This window comes from Saprospiraceae bacterium (assembly GCA_016719615.1).
Lineage (GTDB): Bacteria > Bacteroidota > Bacteroidia > Chitinophagales > Saprospiraceae > Vicinibacter.
Genome location: JADJYQ010000006.1, coordinates 149,176 through 169,377 on the forward strand (window position 1 = coordinate 149,176; position 20,202 = coordinate 169,377).

Genomic DNA, 20,202 nt, shown 5'->3' on the forward strand with positions numbered 1-20,202 from the left:
AATCAACTAGTTTTCGTCATTTTTATCTTCTTCTTTAAGCGTTGATATTCCGAAAGGTAAATAGAGTGGACAAAACTTTAAATAAGATGTCAGTAAAAAAACCGCTCCTAAAATTAATGCGACGCTTGCTGCGAGCCCACTGATTTGATTGGTCATGTACAAAGCGACAATTAAGATCGCAATCCCGGTTCTGATGAGGCGATCCACATTTCCCATGTTCTTTTTCATATTCCGATTTTTGTCAAATATAATATATGAAACAATGCAAAATTGCAACTAATGTTACAATTCTTCATTTAATCATTGACTGCAGTCGTTCATCTAAAATATCATCCAATGGTTTTCCCAAATCGATGCCGTAATAACCATGATAATCCTTTGCCCTGTTCAGATCTTCCTTGAGTTGTATAGTTTCCTGTGTTTTGGTATGAAATAATTTTTTTCTTTGCAATTCAGCTGCTAAATACTCTTGTTCAGGTTGGCCGGGAGTTGGTATTAAAAATGCAGACTTTCCTAGTATACATAAATCCAATAAACTCGAATAACCCGATCTGCAGATAATTTGTTCAGAACTACACATCAAAACATTGAGTGCTTCGCCTGATAAAAAGTCGCAAATTTCAATCTGGTCTATTAAGTTTGGAAATTTTTGAAATAAGTCATCCCCTGTTCTGGTACCTCGAACCAAAACACAATTGGTTGGCAGCATATCCGGCAATTGCTCTAAAATTGTATTTTCGAAATAGGTCCGTTGTGGTTCCGGGCCTGACAAAATAAATGCATACTGATATTTAGTAGGCAGATCCATAGCTTTAAATCTGGAAAGTATGCCGATAAAATAATGTTTGGAAGATTTAAAAAGGTGAGACAGATCACCGCTCAAATTTTTATCACCGGCTATATCTGGAATCCAAATTTGGCGAAATCGCAAATAAAAAAATTTCATCCAAACATCGCTTACCCATTCAAAAAAACGGTTGTGTAGGTTAAAATGAAAATGGTGGGTTATAATAGCTGAAGGAATACCAATTTGTGCAGCACCTAATCTTGCATCGGAAACGATGAGTCCAATTTGTTCCTCCCGGCAGATTTTACGAACAGCAAAAAATTCTTTGATAATGGCAATATGCATTTGAATCAGGTGCAAACCCATATTCAAGTACATATTTTTAAAAGGATAGGTTATACCGTAATCCGGTAAAGTAAATATTTTCAGATCTGGAAATTCAAGGCGAAGTAAATCGTTGCCAGCGCCGGAAGAAGCTAATACAACGGGGTATCCCCTCTTCAGAAAATATTTGACCACAGGAATGGTCCTGGTTACGTGACCGAGACCCCAATGTTGTGGACAAATCAAGACTTTTGGCAACCCTTCCATTTCTTTGAATATATTTTGGCGGTTGTAAATATAGCTTGCTGAAAATAGTTGGTATTTTAAATTTTCTTAACCTTTGAGGCGAATCTCTTCTTCTGGCCCGTCAAAAAACCTGAATTCGATCATTGGTAAATCTGGATTTTCCCTTACGCTGATCCATTTCATATATTTGAAAAACCATTTGAAAGAATAATTGTAGAGACCCCTTTTTAAAAATGCGGCAATAAAGGGATGCACTTCAAGATTGAGATGTTTGGTGGGTCTGGTGGTTTGGATAAAATCCAAATCTTTTTCAATTTGATCTATTAAAAAAATCGAAGCATTCGCTTTTCCGGTTCCTGCACACGACGGACAAATTTCAGAAGTATCAATTTTCAACTCTTGTCTCTCACGTTGGCGGGTGATCTGCATCAATCCAAATTTACTCAGTGGTAGAATGGTATGTTGCGCCCTGTCGTATTGCATATATTCACGCATGGCATTATACAATTCTACTTTGTTTTCTGAATTTTTCATATCGATAAAATCGATAATGATCAATCCACCGATATCTCTCAATCTCAACTGCCGCGCAATTTCCTGGGCAGCTTCTCGATTGACTTGTATGGCTGCATTTTCCTGGTCCTGACGCTGTGATTTAGGCCCACTGTTGACATCGATCACATGCATGGCTTCGGTATGTTCAATGATGATGTAGGCTCCGCTGCTTAATGTTGCCGTATTGCCAAAGGCTGCTTTAATCTGGCGTCTGATGCCATAAGTTTCAAAAATGGGTTTAGTGCCTTTGTAAAATTGAACGATGTTTGATTTTTCGGGAAGATTATTCTCGAGATATATTTTAATGCCTTCGTAAATATCCCGATCGTTAACTATAATTTTTGAAAAACTACTGTTCAATAAATCGCGAATAATACTCGATGTCTTGTCCAGTTCGCTCATGAGCTTTACCGGAGCTTTTGCCTTAAACATTTGAGCATGCATTGCTTTCCAGCGTTCGCACAGATTATTGATCTCTTCGTGCATTTCAGCAACCTTTTTTCCTTCAGCTGCGGTACGAACTACAATGCCAAAATTTTTTGGCCTGATGGATTCTACCAGATGAAATAATCGATTTCGTTCGTCGGAATTTGCAATTTTCTTGGATATCGCAATCGTATTATTAAATGGGGTAAGCACCAAAAATCTGCCGGGAATCGTGATTTCACAAGTTAAACGATGTCCTTTAGTCGAAATGGGTTCTTTCAGAATCTGGACCAGTAAATTGTCCCTTTTATCGAGAATTTGAGCAACTTTCCCATTTTTGGGAATCTCAGATTGCAAAACAAATTGATCTAATAATCCTGCGGTATATTTTCCTTCTACAGATTCCTGGGTATACTTCAAATTTGAATTGAATAGCGGACCCATATCGGTATAATGTAGAAAAGATTCCTTGCGGTGACCAATATCCACAAATGCCGCGTTGAGTCCGGGCATAAGTTTTTTTACCTGTCCGAGAAATATATCACCGACATTGTATTGTGTGTTTGACTTTTGCTTGTGTAGCTCAACGAGCATTTTATCTTCAAGCAAAGCAATCTCTACAGAACCTTGTTGTGCAGAGATAATAAGTTCTTTTTCCATGCACCATTTATAAATGATGCGGAATGTTGGCGAACATCACAGCATAGAGCATACTGATATGGATTTTCAATAGCAAACTTGAAACACCTTAATTAATCATGAATGGTTCCTGGGAAAAGGCCATCAAGATATTTGCTGTCAATGGTTCTCGGATTGGGAATATTCTAAAAATCCATAAAAGCTACTACTCTGTCAGGCCAACAGCCAAACAGCGCAGTCATGAGTTTTAGAAGAAGTGTTTTCCATCTGTGGAAATCGCAAACATTACGCAGAATAATGAATCTACCTGTTCTTCTTCTTGTGCCTGTTCTTTCTCAATCGCTTTTTCCGCTTGTGCGTAGCGATTTTATGTCTTTTTCTTTTTTTACCGCAAGGCATAAATTATTGTTTACAGTGAATTATATATTTTTCAATCTCTTGTTTTCTTTGTGTCTGCTCTAAAAGTGCAACCATTAAACAATTTGCTCTTTCATGTTCAGATTCGGCATCCAATACTTTTCTGATTCGCGCTTCTGCTTTGTCAAACTGACCGGTTTGCATCCCTAATTCCGCCAACTGAATTTGCAAAGGAACATATTGCGGATACTTTTTCTCCAAATCCAGCAACATTCGAATGCCTTTCATCGGTTCACTTCCCGGCAGTTTTACATACGCAAGGGCTCTGTACATTTCAAAATCGGCCTGATCCGGTTGAAAGGATAAAGCTTGTTCAAAACTACTCACCGCCATTTGCTGACAAAACAATTTCTGCTTTTCATCGGTTTCGCTTTCCAAACCATATAAAAAAGTTGTTCCCGCTATTTTCCAGCTTTCCGCTGTCTTTTCGATTTCTGCAACTTTTTGCGCGTAACTTCCGGAAATACTATAAGCCTCTAAGCCAAACCAAAATCCGGATATTTTTTTTAAAAGTTCCAGCTTGTCGGCATCTGAAGCTGCAGCAGAAATTTTTGTATTCAGTATATTAAGTTCAGCTTTCTGAACTTCATTTAGCTGCTTTATTTTTTCCTGGATCAGATTTTCAACTCCTGTTGCCTCAAGACCTTTCATACGTTGTCCAGAGGATTTCCTTATTTCCGGGGTTATCGTACTCAAACCAAAATAAGTTAGTAAAAGTAGCCCTAGAAAAATGATTCCTAATTTTATAGGATTCATTTAAAAGAATTATAAATCGTCTCCCTCGTCATCATCCTCCTCGGTATGCTCCGGTTCTTTACCCGATTTCACATGATCCACAAAGATTTTAGCCGGTTTGAATGACGGGATAAAGTGCTCCGGAATCTCAATAGCTACGTTTTTCTTAATATGGCGACCAATTTTTTTAGCCCTTTTCTTGACTACAAAAGATCCAAATCCCCTAATATATACGTTTTCACCGTGAGCTAAGGATTGTTTGACTTCCTTGAAAAACATTTCCAAAGACACCAAGACATCAACCTTGGGTACCCCGGATTTTTCTGAAATCAATGCTACCAGATCAGCTTTTCTCATTTGCTTGATATTTAGATAGTTATGAATAACCGCCCTAAAAGAGCGTGGCAAATTTCGCAATTTAATTTGGTTCTCAAAACTTTTATAGCTTTTTTTATTTTAAATTATATATTATAACTTTTTCTATATCAACAAGATAGCTAAGGTTTACGGGGCTTTGAGCCATGAATTACTAACGAAATAATCCTACCTTAGCGGCTCAAAAAAGAAGAATATGTTATTATCGATGACCGGGTTCGGAAACGCAAAAGGACATTTTGAGGGTAGAGAAATCGTTATTGAACTCCGTTGTATCAACTCAAAAGTCAGTGACTTCCGCTTAAAATTACCCAATAGTTACCGCCAGCACGAACTCGATATCCGTAAAATTCTGAATGATAAAGTGATCCGGGGAAAATTAGATCTCAATATTTCCATCGATTCCAATGGTATGAGCGAAGAGTTTACGCTCAATAAACCATTGTTTATGAATTTTTACAATCAGATTCAACAACTTTCGACATCTATTGACCTGAGTCACTCCGATATCCTTAACGCCATTCTCAAGTTTCCAAATGTCATCTCGGCTCAGGAAACCTTGATTTCGGCCCAACAGTATAAATATACAGTTGACTTATTATTGGAGGCTATCGAAAAATTAAACGATTTCAGATCTATTGAAGGGACCATGATAGGCAATGATATGGCCCTTCGCACACAATTCATTCTAGACCATTTACAAAAAGTAGAAGCACTTGATACAGATCGCCTATCGATCTTGAAAGAAAAACTCAAAAAAACCATTGAATCCAATCTTGATTCTGAAGCTATCGACCGCAATCGTTTTGAACAGGAAATTATTTATTATCTCGAAAGACTTGATATCACCGAGGAAAAAGTTCGACTCAAACAACACTGCGTATACTTTTTGGAAGAATTAAATATTAATGGTATTATTAAATCCAGAAAACTCAATTTCATAAGTCAGGAGATCGGTCGCGAAATCAATACACTCGGATCCAAAGCTCAGTATTCACCTATTCAAAAATTGGTGGTCAATATGAAAGATGAGCTTGAAAAAATAAAGGAACAAATGTCGAATATTCTTTAATGGAAAGCGGTAAAATCATCATTCTCACGGCTCCATCCGGGTCCGGAAAAACAACCCTGGCCAGATTTCTGTTACAAACATTTGATCAGCTATTGTTTTCTGTATCCGCAACGACTCGCCCTGCCAGAGCCGGCGAAACTAATGGGAAAGATTATTACTTTATGGACAAGGATCAGTTCCTAACGAACGTTAGTAATCATGCATTTTTTGAATACCAGGAAGTATATACAGATCTTTATTACGGTACACTGAAGAGTGAAATGAGCAGAATCTGGAGTTTAAGTAAAATTCCATTACTCGATATTGATGTCAAAGGAGCCTATAATATCGAAAGTTATAACAACTATGAGACCCTCAGTATTTTCGTAAAAGCATCCAGTATTGAAGTTCTTAAAAATAGATTGGTTTCCAGAGGTACCGATTCTATAGAATCCATTGAAAAAAGATTACAAAAAGCTAATTCCGAGTTGGATTATGCCAGGCATTTCGATTATGTAATTACCAATGATAAATTAGAATTAGCGCAGCAGCTATTAAAACAAATTGTCTCAGATTTTATTTAGTCTCCTTCCTGATCAAATATATATACTCCGTTGCAATGAATTTCGTAAAAGATAATTCTGGGCTGAGCCTGAAGACTCTTTGAAAAAATGGAAATTTAAATAAGGCTATTTTTAGGATATGGTGTTCCTTGAACCACTGCTCCAAATCTACTTCTTTTTTATCCGGAAATAAAAATCGAAACACAAAGTTACTGGGATTAAACTGGCTGATCACCAGCGCTTTTGTAAAATTTTCTTGTATGCGTTCCATAACTATTTCTTTCTCCCGGATTGGCATATGATCGATAACTCCTAATAAAAATATAATATCGAATTGCCCCTGTTTTAATTCAAAGTCCAGGATGTCACTGCAAACAAAATTTTCCTTGTTTTCAAAAGGAAGCTGATCTACACCTGTGTAATGACAACTTTGATCTATTAAAAATTCGCGAAGCAACATTTCGCCACAACCCAGATCCAAAACCCTTTCATGAGCAATCGGAAATTCCTTCAGTATCTCTTCAATCCTGTTTTTATAATACGATCTATTTCTTTGAATTTTTTTAAAAAAAATACTCATAGATGTTCCTCCGTGTTTAATTAGATTTCTTCATCGCATTTTCGATGATTTCATCATAAGCTGCAAAAATGTGTTTCGATTCAAATTCATCCAAAACACATTGTCGGCATCTCTTTCCCATAGCCGACAATTCTTCATCGGACAAAGTCATGATCCTTTTCATAGCTATCGACAAAGCTAATGCATCTTTGGGTGGAACAATAAATCCATGCACATCCTGTACGATCGTTTGTTTGCATCCGGCCACTGATGTCGTAATCACAGGTAATTCCATTGCCATAGCCTCCAACATCGCTTTCGATCTACCTTCCCGATATGATGGTAAAACAAATACATTTGCCTCAGACAATCTTTTTCGTACATCTTGTTCAAATCCAAAAAAGTAAAATGCCCCTTTATTTTTATAGCCATTTAAAATAGAATGCGTATTGATATCCATTGAATTATGGTCATGGGCACCAACAATCCAAAATTGAATTTCAGGATGATCCTGTGCCAATATTTCCGCTGCAGATAAAAATTCTATGATCCCTTTTTCCTTTCGAGTTCTTCCCACAAAAATGAAAACAAATGGAGTTGAAACTTTTCTCTGCCTTTCACATTTAAAATGTTCTGCATTTACCCCACTTCCAGAAATGACCTTACCCCGGTTTTGCCCAATTAATTTTCGATTTCGAAACCACCATAAATCTTCTTCATTATGAAACACGATCTCTGTGTTCTTGCTTAAAGCCCATTTATAACATTGCAAGATCACATTGCGCAACAAGTTTGGTTTGCCGGCTGTAAATCCCAGACCGGTAAGATTTGAAACGGCCTTAATACCAAGCCATCCTGCAGCCAGACTACCATAAATATTAGGTTTGATGGTATAATTCAATACGATATCCGGTTCTAAATTTTTAAAAATTCTATACAATTCGATTAAACATAAAATATCACGAAATGGATTTAGTCCTTTCGCCTCTAACAGCTGTAACTTCTGAAAATGAATCACTTCAGGAAATTTCAATTTCGAAGTATAATGATCTTCCGGTGCGTAAACAAACACGTAATGGCCCATTTCTGCTAGATGCAGGATCAATTCCATTCTGAAATTATAAATATTCCAGCAAGAGTTCGCTACGATAGCTATTTTACATCTTCTCATGTCAATTTCGCATACTTTGAAGTATTGATGTAGCCATATCCAAAGTGATATGGTTGCGCTTATACTTCTCTATAAAATCAGGTCTCGACAACAATTGATATTTATCGTTTTCCAGATAGTTTACAACGGCATCCACATCTCCGGGATTAAAAATAAAATAATTACTTTTTATTTCTTTTTCAATAAATTCTTTCGCATATCCCTTTACTCCTGCCAAAATCGGCAGATTACCGGATGCATATTCAAAAAGTTTAGAGGGCAGTACTTTTTCCAATGATTTAAAATCATTCAGGTGTAAAAACAAATAATCTGATTTCAGATAATAATGAAGTAATGCATCTCTATTGACAGGGAGATGCCATTCTACATTGCTCACTTGAAACTCGTCTAAAGCTGTTTGTAATTTATTTTTAGCAGAACCATCGCCAATCAATAAAAACGTGAAACGTCCCTCAAGTTTTTTTGCAAGTGCCGGCACTATGTGATGCAATCCCTGTGCTTCTCCAATATTACCTGCATAACAAATCAGTTTTTTTCCCTCCGTATTTACGGAATCTTTTTTCCAATTTAAAAATGCATCGTCAATTCCATTTGGATAAAAACTGGTGCTACCTTTAAATCCTTTGGGAATATTGCTTTGAAAACCACCAGAATTGATGTTAATATGCGATGCATTCATCAAACAGGGTTTTTCAAAAAAATGGCGTACAGTAAAGCTTAGCAACTCATTTAATAATGGTATCCTTATAAATTCTTTTAAGTTCTCAGCAAATAAATCTCTTAAATCAATATAATACTTTATTTGTCCTCTTTGAGAAAGTTTATAAGCCAGATATGCAGTAAATAATTTTGATGAAGAAGCAAAAATGAAATCAGGATTGATTTTTTTTACCAGCACTTTTACCTGTCTCTCGAATTCGTAAAAGGATCGAATCTGACCCCAGAAGCGGTTGCCGTGTTGAGATACATGGAGCCTGTAAATGTGCAAATTGTCCTTTTGCTCGAATTCCAAAGCTGTTTCCTTGAAGTTTGAATATCTGTTTGGTTGTGTACAAAACAAATGAATTTCAGCATGGCCATCAACCATATCCGACAATGCAAGTGAAAGTGCATGATTCCTGAAAGAACCTGCGCTTAGATCCGGCGGATAGTGATAGGTTAAATAAACAATTTTTTTCAAGGCTTCCGGCTAATTTTGGTTTGGAGCTGTCCGCAAAAATACACCATTATGCGTTCTGCCTTTCTCGAATCATTAAAACCAAAATTTTGAAGATACGTTTGTTTGGTAATGGATTCTGCACCAAAAAAATGGAAAGTGATCGCTTTTTCTACCAAATGAATACTTGCACTATCGACCTTGATTTCGCCTACTGCCCCATCAAAATGAAAGATCGCAATTCCTTTTTGATCTTTAAGCTTTGTACTTTCAAATGTATCCCATATTTGCAAGCCATCAATTACTTTTTCAATCCTTCGATGGTGAACATGTCCCTGATACCATCTGACTTTTGAATATAATTTTTCAGGCCCGCTTTCGATGCATTTCACCTTTGCCCTTCTCCCCATTCTAAAAGCTGACCATATTTCCGATTGATTATCTTCCAAATTTTCAACTATCAGATTGTGATTTGAAGTTCCTCTTTGCTTTAAGCGCTCTTCATTACCCTCATAAGTAGAAATACCCGGATCAATCAGTATGGGCTCTGTACCCAAGTATAAACAGATGTTCAAATAATCTGCATGTTGGTGCCCAGGCTGATGCTGCACCAAAAAAGGAGCAGTGCGCATCAACAATTGATAAGGCTCATTATGCAGCCATCTGTAACCACTATCTGATAGGTGGAGATTTTTATGATCCAAACCCATCTCCATAGCGAGCTTGCGAATCGCCATCCAATTTTCAAGAGGCCAGGCAACAGAATCATTGATCAGGGGAAAAATGTTGAATCCTAGAGTTATACTATTCATCCAGGTATACATCTTACCGGCATAACCTTCCAATATCATCAGACGCTGAGCATCATATTCAGAATTACGTAGCAGTTGAATGATTCCGGAAAGGCGGCAGAAAATAGCCGCATGATAACTCAGACATAACTCATAGTGAGCACCATCATCCAGAATTTGTGAATCCAGTTCTTTTATCAGATTATTTACAAAATAATTTAGTTTGGTAGGATGCCTTAATGCCATGTGGGCGAAAACTAACGAGAGGTAGTTTTCCATTAAATGATTTCCCGACAGATGTGTTTCCAAATTATCCTCTAAGTAGGCTATTTGAGTTTGTATAGCAGTTTTGATGATGGGATCAGATGCAGGGTATTTAGACAAAAATTGCAAGCTGTAAATGATTCTCATGGATACGGGATAGGGTTCCTGTTTCAATGATCCTTGAATCAGTTGTTGAGAAAGATTCAACAACCACTGCATACGCAAGTCCGAAGCAAGAGAATCATCCATCAAAACCTCGAGATACTGTAAGTGGTAATTCCACAATTTGCCATATCCCTGAAAACTCCAATCGGGACATCCATCAAAACGCTGTGCCCGATGAAAAATGATAAATCCGCTATTTTCCCGGTATTTTGCCTCCATCGGATACACCAAACTGCTAACGAACTCAGGATGAAGGGAAAATTGATCGTATTTGTTGTAATTTTTGAATTTAATAAAATGTTTTTTGATCAAGCGATACCACAATAAATGCAGGAATTGCGACCATTTCAGGCGCCGTAGCGTATTGAAGTATAGCAAAAATGTGCTCAGTGTAAAATTTTTATGCTGTTTATTATCATTAATGATGAATAGCAGCAGTCGTAAGTCCTGCATACTTTAGACAACAAAATTAGAATTTAATTTTAGTAATGAGATCCAATATTACTTCGGTATTTAATTCCCTTATGTCAAGAAAACTACGACTCATTTTTCAAAACAACAATTTGTTTAAAGCAGCTCATGAATTTATCTCTTCGAATTCAATAGGGTATTCATCAACTCAAGGTCTCCATCTTGCCTTAATTCCCAATTTATAAAGCATTTATACAAGCAAGCCAGCTTGCATCTTTATTTTAAAAATGGAAAATATGGGCGTTCGCAAAATTAAAACCATCAAAGTATTTCAGAGATTTATTTTTTTACATATTTAAGGAAACATATATCCTGCCAACACTTCATAAATTCAGAAGCGTTTTATCGGTTATAGCCGCGTTAGTCCTGATACCAATCAATTTAATAAATAAATTAAATTCATTACTTTCTTAAAATTTGGCTATGAGCACAATATTGATTTGAACAGCCCATCAAAACAGTAAAATTCACTCAAAACTTGCTAAAAAACAGAGTGTTAATGAAATGGATTCAAGTAAAACAGATTAGACTGTTCCTAAACGTACAATTTTTAAAAAATTGATAAGCCAAGGATCATTGAGTATGAAAAGTCTTTTGAGAAATACCTTGGCAAAGTAAAGGATAAAGAATTGCTTCAAAAGTCGAGAAAATAATCTAACCAATTGAAATTTCTAATTCATTACGAGCGCTTAAGAACATATCAAAACTAACGGGATCAAATCATACTTTCGGGTAAAATAGGAGAATACAGACTGGGTTTTGTAAGATTAATGAGAACAAAATAAGTTTTATCATAATTACACCTAAAAATGATATTTACAAACTGTTTCCATAAAGCGGAGCACGGTAGCTAACCATGTATTACCTCCATGCCAATGATAAATTTATCATTCACGTTTGGCAGAAAATATTTAACTTGGCTTTTGCAAGGAAATTGGGGGAGTGGATCGGTAGCAACACTGGCAAATTAGCGGTCATTTTGACGAACTGACTGCAAACAAACAAATTGACAAAATATTTTGTAAATAAAATGAACTGTAAGAACTGTAACAACGAATTAGATTCAAATTTTTGTCCAAATTGCGGACACCCGACAAAGCTTAAAAGAATTGACAGACTTTACATTATTCACGAAATTGAACACGTATTGCATTTTGAACGTGGAATTTTATATACCATTAAAGAACTACTTACAAATCCAGGCCAAAACATAAGGAATTATCTTTCAGAAAACAGAAGCCGACTTGTTAAACCTATTATTTTTATTATCGTAACTTCATTGATCTACTCTTTATGCAATTACTTTTTTCATTTTGAAGACGGTTATGTAAAATACTTTGACAACAAAAAATCAGCAACGACAGAGATTTTTAAATGGGTTCAAGAACACTACGGTTATGCAAATATTATTATGGGCGTTTTTATTGCATTATGGACAAGACTATTTTTCAAAAAGCACAATTTCAACATCTTTGAAATCCTAATTCTACTTTGTTTTGTGATGGGAATGGGAATGTTAATTTATTCCGTTTTCGGAATTATTCAAGCTTTGATACACATTAAGATCATGCAAATTGCGGGTGTTATTGGATTTATTTACACAAGCTGGGCAGTTGGACATTTTTTTGGAAAAAGTAATATTATCAATTATGCAAAAGCCTTCTTTGCATACATTTTAGGAATGATATCATTTTCCTTGACTGCATTACTTTTAGGATCATTCATTGAATTTCTAATAAAACATTAACAATATGGAAAATAAAAAAGGAATAAGCTTATTTTTTATATTTATAGCATTTATATTGGGTTGGATATTATTTAAACATTTTGACTTTATAAATCTTAGATTTGAAGATCCAGCTTTAGACTTTCTTTATCTCATCATATTTATAATATCAATTTACTTTATCGTAAAGGACTATAAAAAACGAGCTGAAAAATAAAAACTACCACTAATCAAGTAATTGTTTCTGCCAAAAGAAAATAACAGGATACGTCTCTCAGATCACCGAGTACATGTGCCTCGTAGTTGGCATGGAGTAAGTTTTCAAGTAGTATTCAATCATCGATTCATACCCTCGTTATTCCAATCGTTTCAAAGTGTTGGTTGTGCTAAATATGTTGCTCTTTCCAAATGTCTCTCCACCCAAACTCCTGCCCACCCGTTACGATGCTTTCAACGCTATGTCTTTTGGCACAACAATCCCCGAATAACGAAGTTGTTCAGCAATCTCTTTAAGGCAAACATCATTATATTATTATGGGCAAATCTAATATTGTCAATCTTTCATGGGGCGTTTACTTAATGTGTTCATTACCTTTCAACATTAGCCTCATATACAACCGCTTCGCCTGATACCTTGACTAGTTTTTAAGTTTCCTACAAAGGCAAATCAACAGTCGATTAAAGCAAAAGAATTAAAGTCATTGATAATTATCTAATCATCTTCGAAAAAATAAATAATTTAATACATATTTTGACCATTTGGGATCCCTGACAAAATCCAAATTAATTGAAAATGTCATCGAAGAATGGGGTTCGCCACGAGCAGAGCACAGAGATTTCTCATCCAAAAAACGTGAATTATTTTTTACCGGTGCATCGGGAAATTATTTTCTCTAATTCAAAATTAAATTTTAGCTTTGGCAACAATTGATTTGTCGGTGCAACGTATATTGGCATGCCGTTTCCGTTTATCCTAAAAATCGTTTCAATCTCAAGACAATAATTTAATTGCGACCCATATGAAAAAACTAATTTCCTTCATGCACATTTCGCTTGACGGCTTTGTAGCAGGACCCAATGGCGAACTTAACTGGGTTAAAGTTGATGAAGAAATTTTTAATCATGTTGGTCTCCGGATTCGCGGAGGTGACACTGCTCTTTATGGACGGGTCACATACCAAATGATGGAAAGTTACTGGCCTACCGCTGGAGACAAACCGACAGCGAGCCAACACGAAATTGAACATTCTAAGTGGTATGGTAAAGTTCAAAAGCTTGTTCTATCAAAAACAATAGAAAATACGGGTTTGATCAATACAACAATTTTGAGTGACAATCTACCAGACAGAATTAACGAAATAAAACAACAGCCAGGTAAAGACATTTTGCTTTTTGGTAGCCCCACTGCAACTCATTCACTGATCCAATTGAATTTAATTGACGGCTTTTGGCTTTTTGTAAATCCGATTATTCTCGGCCAGGGCATCCCCTTGTTTGTAGACATTCAAGACAAAATAAAACTAAAACTACTCTCTAGCAAATCCTTTACTTCCGGTGTCGTCGAATTGAATTACTTGGTAGATAGGCCATAACAACTCATTGCTTACGGCTGACTTTCAACAAATTTTAGAGTATTGTCAGATCAGTAAACTCAGTTTCAAATGATACTCACATTTTCCCTCTCAACAATACTTCCACAATCCTCTTCCCGGCATGACCATCCCAGAGTTCGGGAATTTCAGATGGTAGGGTCTGACCTGTTAAAATTCCCAGTACGCTTCGATGAACTGATTCCATAGATAAATCTGAAATCATCCTGTTGCTACCTACTTCTACTGTTACCGGCCGTTCGGTCGTTTTGCGAAAGGTGAGACAAGGTATTTTTAGAAAAGTAGATTCTTCCTGAATGCCGCCGGAATCCGTTAGAATAAATCTACTGTCGTTCAATAAAGAAATGAATTCTATATAACCAAGAGGTTCCGTGAGAAACAATCCTTTTTGTTGCTCCAGACTTGTCCACAGTCCAAATTCCATCAGCCTGTTTCGCGTTCGGGGGTGAACCGGAAAAACTACCGGGATTTCCTTCAAGATGCATTCAACAATTTGAATGATTTTACGAAGTCCTATTTCTGTATCGACGTTGGTGGGCCGGTGCATGGTCATCAATGCATAAGATCCACGCAATAATCCCCATCGGCTGCAATGTTCCTGATGTTGTGCAAATGGCAAGATACGGATCAGAGAATCGATCATACAGTTTCCTACAAAATGTATTTTGTGCTCAGGAATATTTTCCTGCAAAAGATTTTTGGCACCACTTCCTTCCGTTGTAAATAAAACATCACTCAACTGATCGGTAAGGATTCGGTTGATCTCTTCCGGCATATTACGATCCCAACTCCGAAGTCCGGCTTCTACATGTGCTACCGGTATTCCACACCTAACACTTGTTAGTGCACAGGCCAGGGTTGAGGTTACATCACCAACGACAATGACAAGGTCCGGCTTTTCAAGATCCAGTATGCCTTCAAAAGCCAACATAATATCTGCCGTCATTTGTGTATGGCTACCGGATTTGACACCTAAAAAATGTCTCGGCTCATTCAATTGCAATTGTTTGAAAAAGATATCGCTCATGTTGACATCCCTATGCTGCCCAGTATGCACGATGCAGGAATCCCAATCAGGTATTTCCAAAATAGCCCTATGTATAGGAGCCACTTTCATAAAATTGGGCCGCGCGCCGACTACCTGAATTATTTTTTTCATGAACAGGCTACCATATTTTTGGTTTGAATTCTTTCATTTATTTCAGATTTAAAAATCATTATTCAGTTTATTAATAGTTTGTTTGTTCATCATAAATTCTGCAAACTCCCAGTCCAATGCATCGTTGATGTCTAACGAACGTTCAGGTGGCATGATATAAGCTGCACAGGAGTTATTTAATATGGATCCTGATTGAATGAGCTGCATTCGGCTCACATATACCGATCCATTGCGTACATATACTTTTTGAAGCAAGTGCCTGGCCATCTTGTCCGCTTCATTTTCAAAATATGGAATTAATTTTCCTTCCTGAATACATTTTAATTTTGATGGGTGTAAATCAAATTCAATTTCTCTGACACTGGCCGCACAATCTGCATTCAATTTTTCCATGGCTTCAATACAAGCATCGATATCTATGCCTTTTGTAAAAGGACTGCTCGGTTGGATAATGACCACATAATCGGGAAATGAATGACCTAACATTGTCATTTCCTGAAGTGCATGTTCTACATATTCTATCGCCGGAGAATCATCTTGTGAAATTTGCTCTGGCCTTTTGATGGCGCATATTTGGGGTCCATAAGCCAAACTTAATTCAAGTATAACATCTGCATCTGAACTTAAAATAATTTTGCTTAAGCTTTTTGATTCCAGTGCTGCATCCATAGCATATTGCACCAGGGTTTTTGCTCCCAAATAGCGCAAATTCTTACCCGGTAAGCGTTTTGATCCCGATCGTGCAGGTATGATGGCTAATATTTCCGTCATTATTTCATAACTTGAATAAGACAGAAACTTCAATATGTCTTTGATCACAAAAAACGTGCATCCAATCTTCAAATTTATATCCTGCAAAAGCAGAAGATTGCTTTGTTTGCATCCAACTCAAATTATATGCCGCTTCCTTCACTTAATCTGTAGTTTAGAGTTTGATTGAAAGTTTGAGTTGCCCGCCTAATCCTAATTCAACTATTTTTTGGAGTGTCGAAATCCTAACTTCCTTAACATCATTTTCAACTTTGGAAATATACCCTTTGTTTGTTCCACACCTTTCTGCTAATTCCTCTTGTGTAAGACCTTTTTCTATTCTTGCTTGTTGCAATAATACACCGATTTTAAAAGATTCAAATCCTCTTTCAAGTTTATTTCTTTTTGACGTTCCCTCTTTTCCAAATTGTTCTTCAACAAATTGATCCAGGGATTTTAAATTATTTTTCTTTTTCATATAATTCTCTTATTTTATATGCTTTCAAAATTTCGGACTTGGGGGTTTTTTGAGATTTCTTTTGGAAGGCATTAGCTAGAACAATTAATTTCCCTTTATCAAAGAATCAAAGTATTCTAAAATTATTGCTTCCATGTTTAATTCGTATTTCATAAAGACCCTTTGTACCTTCCAGGTGCTTTAAATAGTCTTCGGGAACATACTCAATTTCTTCGATTAATTTTAAAGTCCAAATAATCTTTTCTTTGACCTTTTGATTTTGAATTTTATAAAAGTTAGAAAAGTAATCTTTATATAAGAAAATCTCTCTAATCTTCCTTTTGCTCATCTTGTGCAAAGATAACACAAGTTGTCCAAATGTACAACCTCAATTATAAAGTCAAAGAAACTTTTGCAATTAAATTTCTCTTAACCCAAAATTAATTAAAACTTGATTTCGGATTATGTTGACTTTAGGCAACTTACTTTAATCAATGAGGTTAACCAATTAATATTACAAATAGCTGGATTACTCTTTTGCTAAGCCAAATGGTATCCTTTTATCGTAACGGACCAAATCTTCGCAATTTGGTGGCCTATGAAGCGTAAAATTCTTGGATATCTCCATGTGTTGCCATTTAGCACCAGAATTGAGAATCAAATTGATTTGCATCATTCATTAGTTATTTTATCAAATAAAATTAGATGGTCAATCTTCGAAGAGGAGTTTTCCAAATTGTATTCTCCTGGAATGGGAAGGCCTGCAAAGCCAATAAGATTGATGACTTCATTATTGATATTAAAACATTTACGAAACATAAGTGACGAATCAGTTGTGGAACAATGGGCAGAGAATATGTATTATCAATATTTTAGTGGGGAGCAATTTTTGTAGCCAAAGGCAACCATGCGAATTCAGGCCCGTCATGAGCTGTTTCACTTCCTCAGCAACAGCCGATCGGTCCACCAGCAACTGATACTGCGTTTTATTACTGTTTAAGAGAAGGAGGAATGCATAAATACTCAATGGACAAGGACAGTGATGGCTTAATCCCCCCCCCCCCGCCAGCGCGCCGGCCTCAACCCCCCCCCCCCCCCGCGGGGCCCGCCTTCCCCTTCCGCGCGGCCGCCGGAGCAGGGGGGGGGAAATCCTTCGCCCCCCCTGGCGCCCCCCCCGGCGCCCCCCGCCCCCCCGCCCGGGGCCCCCCCCCCGGGGGTGGTTCGCCGGCGCCCGGGGGGGCCGGGGGGGGGCGTCGGGGGGGGAAGCCGGGGCCCCCCCAAGCCCCCCCGCGGCGCCGGGGGGGGCGGGGGGGGGGGCCCCCCCCTGGACCAGGATTCCCCCTCCGCCCCCGGGGGGGGGGGGGGGCCCCCCCCCCCCCCCCCCCCCCCCGGGGGGGCGGGGGGCGTAGTTTAAAAAGGAAAGGGGGGCCGGGGCTTTTTTGCTCGGGGGGGGGGGCGCCCCCCCCCCCCCCCCGGGGGGGGGCCGAAGCCCCCCGGGGGGGGCCCCAAAGCCCCCCCCCCAACCCCCCAAGGGGCCACCCCAACCCCCCGGGCCGCCGGCCCCCTCCTCCCCCCCCCCCCCCCGCCCCCCCCCCCCCCCCCCCCCCGGGGGGGGGTCTCCGGGCTGCCGCCCCTGTTCCCCCCCCTCTTCCCGGGCGGGTTTGCCCCCTTGGGGGGGGGGGGGGGGGGGGGGGGGCGGCCGCCCGCGGGGGCGCACCCCCCCCCCCCCCCCGCCCCCCCCCCCCCCCCGGGCGCCTTTTTCCCCGGGGTTAAAGGGGGGGGGGTGCCCCCAGAAGGGGCGGGGCCCCGCCCCGGCCCCGGGGGGGGGGGGGGGCGGGGCGCCCCGGGGCGGGGGGGCCCGCACCCACCCGCCGCCGGGCCGCCCCCCCCCCCCCCCGGTGGGGGGCCGGGGGGGGGCCCCCCCGCCCCGGCGGCCGCCCCCGGGGGGGGGGGGGGGTTTTTTTTCCGCGGGCCCTTTTTTTTTCGCCGGCGGGCGGGCCCCGCCCGGGCCCCCCCGTGGGCGCCCCCCCGGGGGGGGGGGGGGGGGGGGCCCCGGGCCTAGCGCAAATTTTTTACTCATGAATGTTTATCTACTTGTCCATTAATCAACTTATACTTTTCTCCGGATTCGGGACATGTGGCCTCACCTGCAGCATCAAATACTAACTTATGTCCGAAAGCACTCATCCAACCTTTTTGCCGGGCAGGATTTCCAATGACCAATGCGTAAGCAGGTACATCTTTGGTAACTACCGCACCAGCTCCAATAAATGCAAACGCACCGATTTCATGTCCGCACACAATGGTCGAATTCGCTCCTATGGTTGCACCCTTCCTAACGAACGTTCGTTCGTATTGACCTCTTCTGTTGACAGCGCTTCTCGGATTGACCACATTGGTAAAAACCATGGAGGGTCCCAGAAAAACATCATCTTCACACACGACGCCCGTATAAATCGAAACATTGTTTTGTACTTTGACATTGTTTCCCAAAATAACTTCCGGAGAAATTACCACGTTTTGACCCAGGTTGCAATTTTCTCCAATCTGACATCCCGACATGATATGTGAGAAATGCCAGATCCTGGTACCTTTTCCGATGCTACAAGATTCGTCAATAACGGCCGATGGATGTGCGTAATATTCTTGTTCCATTATGAATCCTTTAAGAAAGCAAGCACTTCGCCAATAATGACATCCTGAATTTCAGCTGTGAGTTCCGTATGCATAGGCAATGATATAACTTCCTTACATAATAATTCCGTAACCGGAAGTTTTTCAATGCCTCCCGAATACGCCTGGTAAGCTTTCTGATGATACAAAGGCACCGGATAATAAATCGCATTGGGTATGCTTTTAAGATCCAGATATTCTTTGAGTGCATCCCGCTTTCCGTTGGTTACGCGCAAAGTATATTGATGAAAAACATGACGGGAATGTGCATTGCGATAAGGCGTGATCAATGCCTGATGACCGCTAAATGCCTGATCGTAATAATCGGCAGCAGCTCTTCGCGCATTGATATAGGCATCGAGATATTTTAATTTGACATCAAGTATGGCCGCCTGCATTGCATCCAGTCTGGAGTTCACTCCAACTACATCGTGATAATACCGCGTTGCACTCTGGCCATGATTGGCAATCATCCGGAGTTGGTTGGCAATTTGATCATCTTGCGTAAACATAGCTCCACCATCGCCATAACAACCAAGATTTTTAGATGGAAAAAAAGAAGTACAGCCAATGTGTCCAATCGCCCCTGCCATTTGAACAGTTCCATTTTTAAATGTATAGGCTGAACCTATGGCCTGCGCATTATCTTCAATGACAAAAAGATGGTGTTCTGATGCAATCTGCATGATGGTCTCCATGTCGGCACATTGGCCGAATAAATGAACGGGAACAATGGCTTTGGTTCGCGGACTGATATTTTCGCGGATGGCTTCCGTGTTTATGTTAAAATCATCTACATAAACATCGACCATGACCGGTTTTAGCTGTAATAAAGCAATGACTTCTGCAGTAGCTACATAAGTAAATGCAGGAACAATCACCTCATCCCCCGGCTGTAGTCCCAATGCCATGCAAGCAATTTGTAATGCATCGGTTCCATTTGCACATGGGATTACATGTTTGACCTGCAGATAGGCCTCCAGATTTTGACGGAATGCATTGACTTTTGGACCACCGATAAATATTGTAGAATCGAGCACTTCGTCCAGCGCCGCTTTTATTTCCGGTTTTATTTTTTCATACTGGGTGGCGAGATCCACCATATGCAACTTGATACTCATGATTCTTATTT

Annotated in this window: 19 protein-coding genes and 1 pseudogene; 5 read left to right on the forward strand and 15 right to left on the reverse strand. The window is 39.4% G+C overall.

Annotation, left to right across the window (positions count from 1 at the left end; all coding sequences use genetic code 11):
* Nucleotides 1–6: 6 nt before the first annotated feature.
* From IPM92_13285 to IPM92_13305, 5 genes are all read right to left on the reverse strand, one after another.
* Nucleotides 7–228 carry a DUF2892 domain-containing protein gene (locus IPM92_13285; GenBank protein ID MBK9109303.1) on the reverse strand — a complete coding sequence of 74 codons (222 nt, stop codon included), beginning with the start codon at nt 226–228 and terminating at the stop codon, nt 7–9.
* 64 nt (nt 229–292) lie between these two features.
* Complete coding sequence (locus IPM92_13290; protein ID MBK9109304.1) at nt 293–1,378, reverse strand: hypothetical protein; 1,086 nt, start codon at nt 1,376–1,378, stop codon at nt 293–295.
* Between the two features lie 66 nt (nt 1,379–1,444).
* Nucleotides 1,445–2,998, reverse strand: a complete 1,554-nt coding sequence (locus tag IPM92_13295) for an Rne/Rng family ribonuclease (protein MBK9109305.1) — start codon at nt 2,996–2,998, stop codon at nt 1,445–1,447.
* 381 nt (nt 2,999–3,379) lie between these two features.
* Nucleotides 3,380–4,150 (reverse strand): hypothetical protein, encoded by a 771-nt coding sequence (locus tag IPM92_13300; GenBank protein ID MBK9109306.1) that lies wholly within the window; start codon nt 4,148–4,150, stop codon nt 3,380–3,382.
* Nucleotides 4,151–4,159: 9 nt separating this feature from the next.
* Nucleotides 4,160–4,486: an integration host factor subunit beta gene (locus tag IPM92_13305; GenBank protein MBK9109307.1), complete on the reverse strand. Its 327-nt coding sequence runs from the start codon at nt 4,484–4,486 to the stop codon at nt 4,160–4,162.
* A 214-nt stretch (nt 4,487–4,700) separates the two neighbouring features.
* Between IPM92_13305 and IPM92_13310 the strand changes: the two genes are divergently transcribed.
* Together IPM92_13310 and gmk are read left to right on the forward strand one after the other, a co-directional pair.
* The gene (locus IPM92_13310) at nt 4,701–5,576 is read left to right on the forward strand and encodes a YicC family protein (GenBank protein ID MBK9109308.1); all 876 of its coding nucleotides are present in this window, start codon (nt 4,701–4,703) and stop codon (nt 5,574–5,576) included.
* Entirely contained in the window at nt 5,576–6,139 is a 564-nt protein-coding gene (gene gmk / locus IPM92_13315; GenBank protein MBK9109309.1) for a guanylate kinase, read from the forward strand. The genes IPM92_13310 and gmk overlap by 1 nt, the downstream gene beginning before the upstream one ends.
* On the opposite strand, the gene IPM92_13320 is transcribed toward gmk, so the two are convergent.
* From IPM92_13320 to IPM92_13335, 4 genes are read right to left on the reverse strand one after another with little or no spacing between them, the layout of a single operon-like run.
* On the reverse strand, nt 6,132–6,698 hold the full coding sequence (locus tag IPM92_13320; protein ID MBK9109310.1) for a class I SAM-dependent methyltransferase: 567 nt from the start codon (nt 6,696–6,698) through the stop codon (nt 6,132–6,134). The two genes, gmk and IPM92_13320, sit on opposite strands and share 8 nt — an antisense overlap.
* A gap of 16 nt (nt 6,699–6,714) precedes the next feature.
* Nucleotides 6,715–7,848, reverse strand: coding sequence for a glycosyltransferase family 4 protein (locus IPM92_13325; protein MBK9109311.1), 1,134 nt, complete (start codon nt 7,846–7,848; stop codon nt 6,715–6,717).
* Nucleotide 7,849: 1 nt separating this feature from the next.
* Nucleotides 7,850–9,028 (reverse strand): glycosyltransferase family 4 protein, encoded by a 1,179-nt coding sequence (locus tag IPM92_13330; protein MBK9109312.1) that lies wholly within the window; start codon nt 9,026–9,028, stop codon nt 7,850–7,852.
* Nucleotides 9,025–10,677 carry an alginate lyase family protein gene (locus tag IPM92_13335; protein MBK9109313.1) on the reverse strand — a complete coding sequence of 551 codons (1,653 nt, stop codon included), beginning with the start codon at nt 10,675–10,677 and terminating at the stop codon, nt 9,025–9,027. The genes IPM92_13330 and IPM92_13335 overlap by 4 nt, the downstream gene beginning before the upstream one ends.
* A 1,048-nt stretch (nt 10,678–11,725) precedes the next feature.
* On the opposite strand from IPM92_13335, the gene IPM92_13340 reads away from it, so the two are divergent.
* A complete protein-coding gene (locus IPM92_13340; GenBank protein MBK9109314.1) occupies nt 11,726–12,442 on the forward strand; it encodes a DUF3667 domain-containing protein in 717 nt (238 codons plus the stop codon).
* A 998-nt stretch (nt 12,443–13,440) separates the two neighbouring features.
* Entirely contained in the window at nt 13,441–14,013 is a 573-nt protein-coding gene (locus tag IPM92_13345) for a dihydrofolate reductase family protein (protein MBK9109315.1), read from the forward strand.
* Nucleotides 14,014–14,089: 76 nt separating this feature from the next.
* Here IPM92_13345 and wecB read toward each other — a convergent pair whose 3' ends face one another.
* From wecB to IPM92_13365, 4 genes and pseudogenes are all read right to left on the reverse strand, one after another.
* Nucleotides 14,090–15,190 carry a UDP-N-acetylglucosamine 2-epimerase (non-hydrolyzing) gene (gene wecB, locus IPM92_13350; protein ID MBK9109316.1) on the reverse strand — a complete coding sequence of 367 codons (1,101 nt, stop codon included), beginning with the start codon at nt 15,188–15,190 and terminating at the stop codon, nt 14,090–14,092.
* A 48-nt stretch (nt 15,191–15,238) separates the two neighbouring features.
* A complete protein-coding gene (locus tag IPM92_13355) occupies nt 15,239–15,961 on the reverse strand; it encodes an acylneuraminate cytidylyltransferase family protein (protein ID MBK9109317.1) in 723 nt (240 codons plus the stop codon).
* Nucleotides 15,962–16,115: 154 nt separating this feature from the next.
* Complete coding sequence (locus tag IPM92_13360; GenBank protein ID MBK9109318.1) at nt 16,116–16,418, reverse strand: helix-turn-helix transcriptional regulator; 303 nt, start codon at nt 16,416–16,418, stop codon at nt 16,116–16,118.
* A pseudogene (locus tag IPM92_13365) lies at nt 16,402–16,746 on the reverse strand (type II toxin-antitoxin system RelE/ParE family toxin). The gene IPM92_13360 and the pseudogene IPM92_13365 overlap by 17 nt, the downstream one beginning before the upstream one ends.
* A gap of 249 nt (nt 16,747–16,995) precedes the next feature.
* On the opposite strand from IPM92_13365, the gene IPM92_13370 reads away from it, so the two are divergent.
* A complete protein-coding gene (locus IPM92_13370; protein ID MBK9109319.1) occupies nt 16,996–17,292 on the forward strand; it encodes a transposase in 297 nt (98 codons plus the stop codon).
* A 1,181-nt stretch (nt 17,293–18,473) separates the two neighbouring features.
* Here IPM92_13370 and IPM92_13375 read toward each other — a convergent pair.
* Entirely contained in the window at nt 18,474–19,052 is a 579-nt protein-coding gene (locus tag IPM92_13375; protein ID MBK9109320.1) for an N-acetyltransferase, read from the reverse strand.
* Nucleotides 19,052–20,173 (reverse strand): DegT/DnrJ/EryC1/StrS family aminotransferase, encoded by a 1,122-nt coding sequence (locus tag IPM92_13380; protein ID MBK9109321.1) that lies wholly within the window; start codon nt 20,171–20,173, stop codon nt 19,052–19,054. Before IPM92_13380 ends, IPM92_13375 begins: the two co-directional genes overlap by 1 nt.
* Between the last annotated feature and the right edge of the window lie 29 nt (nt 20,174–20,202).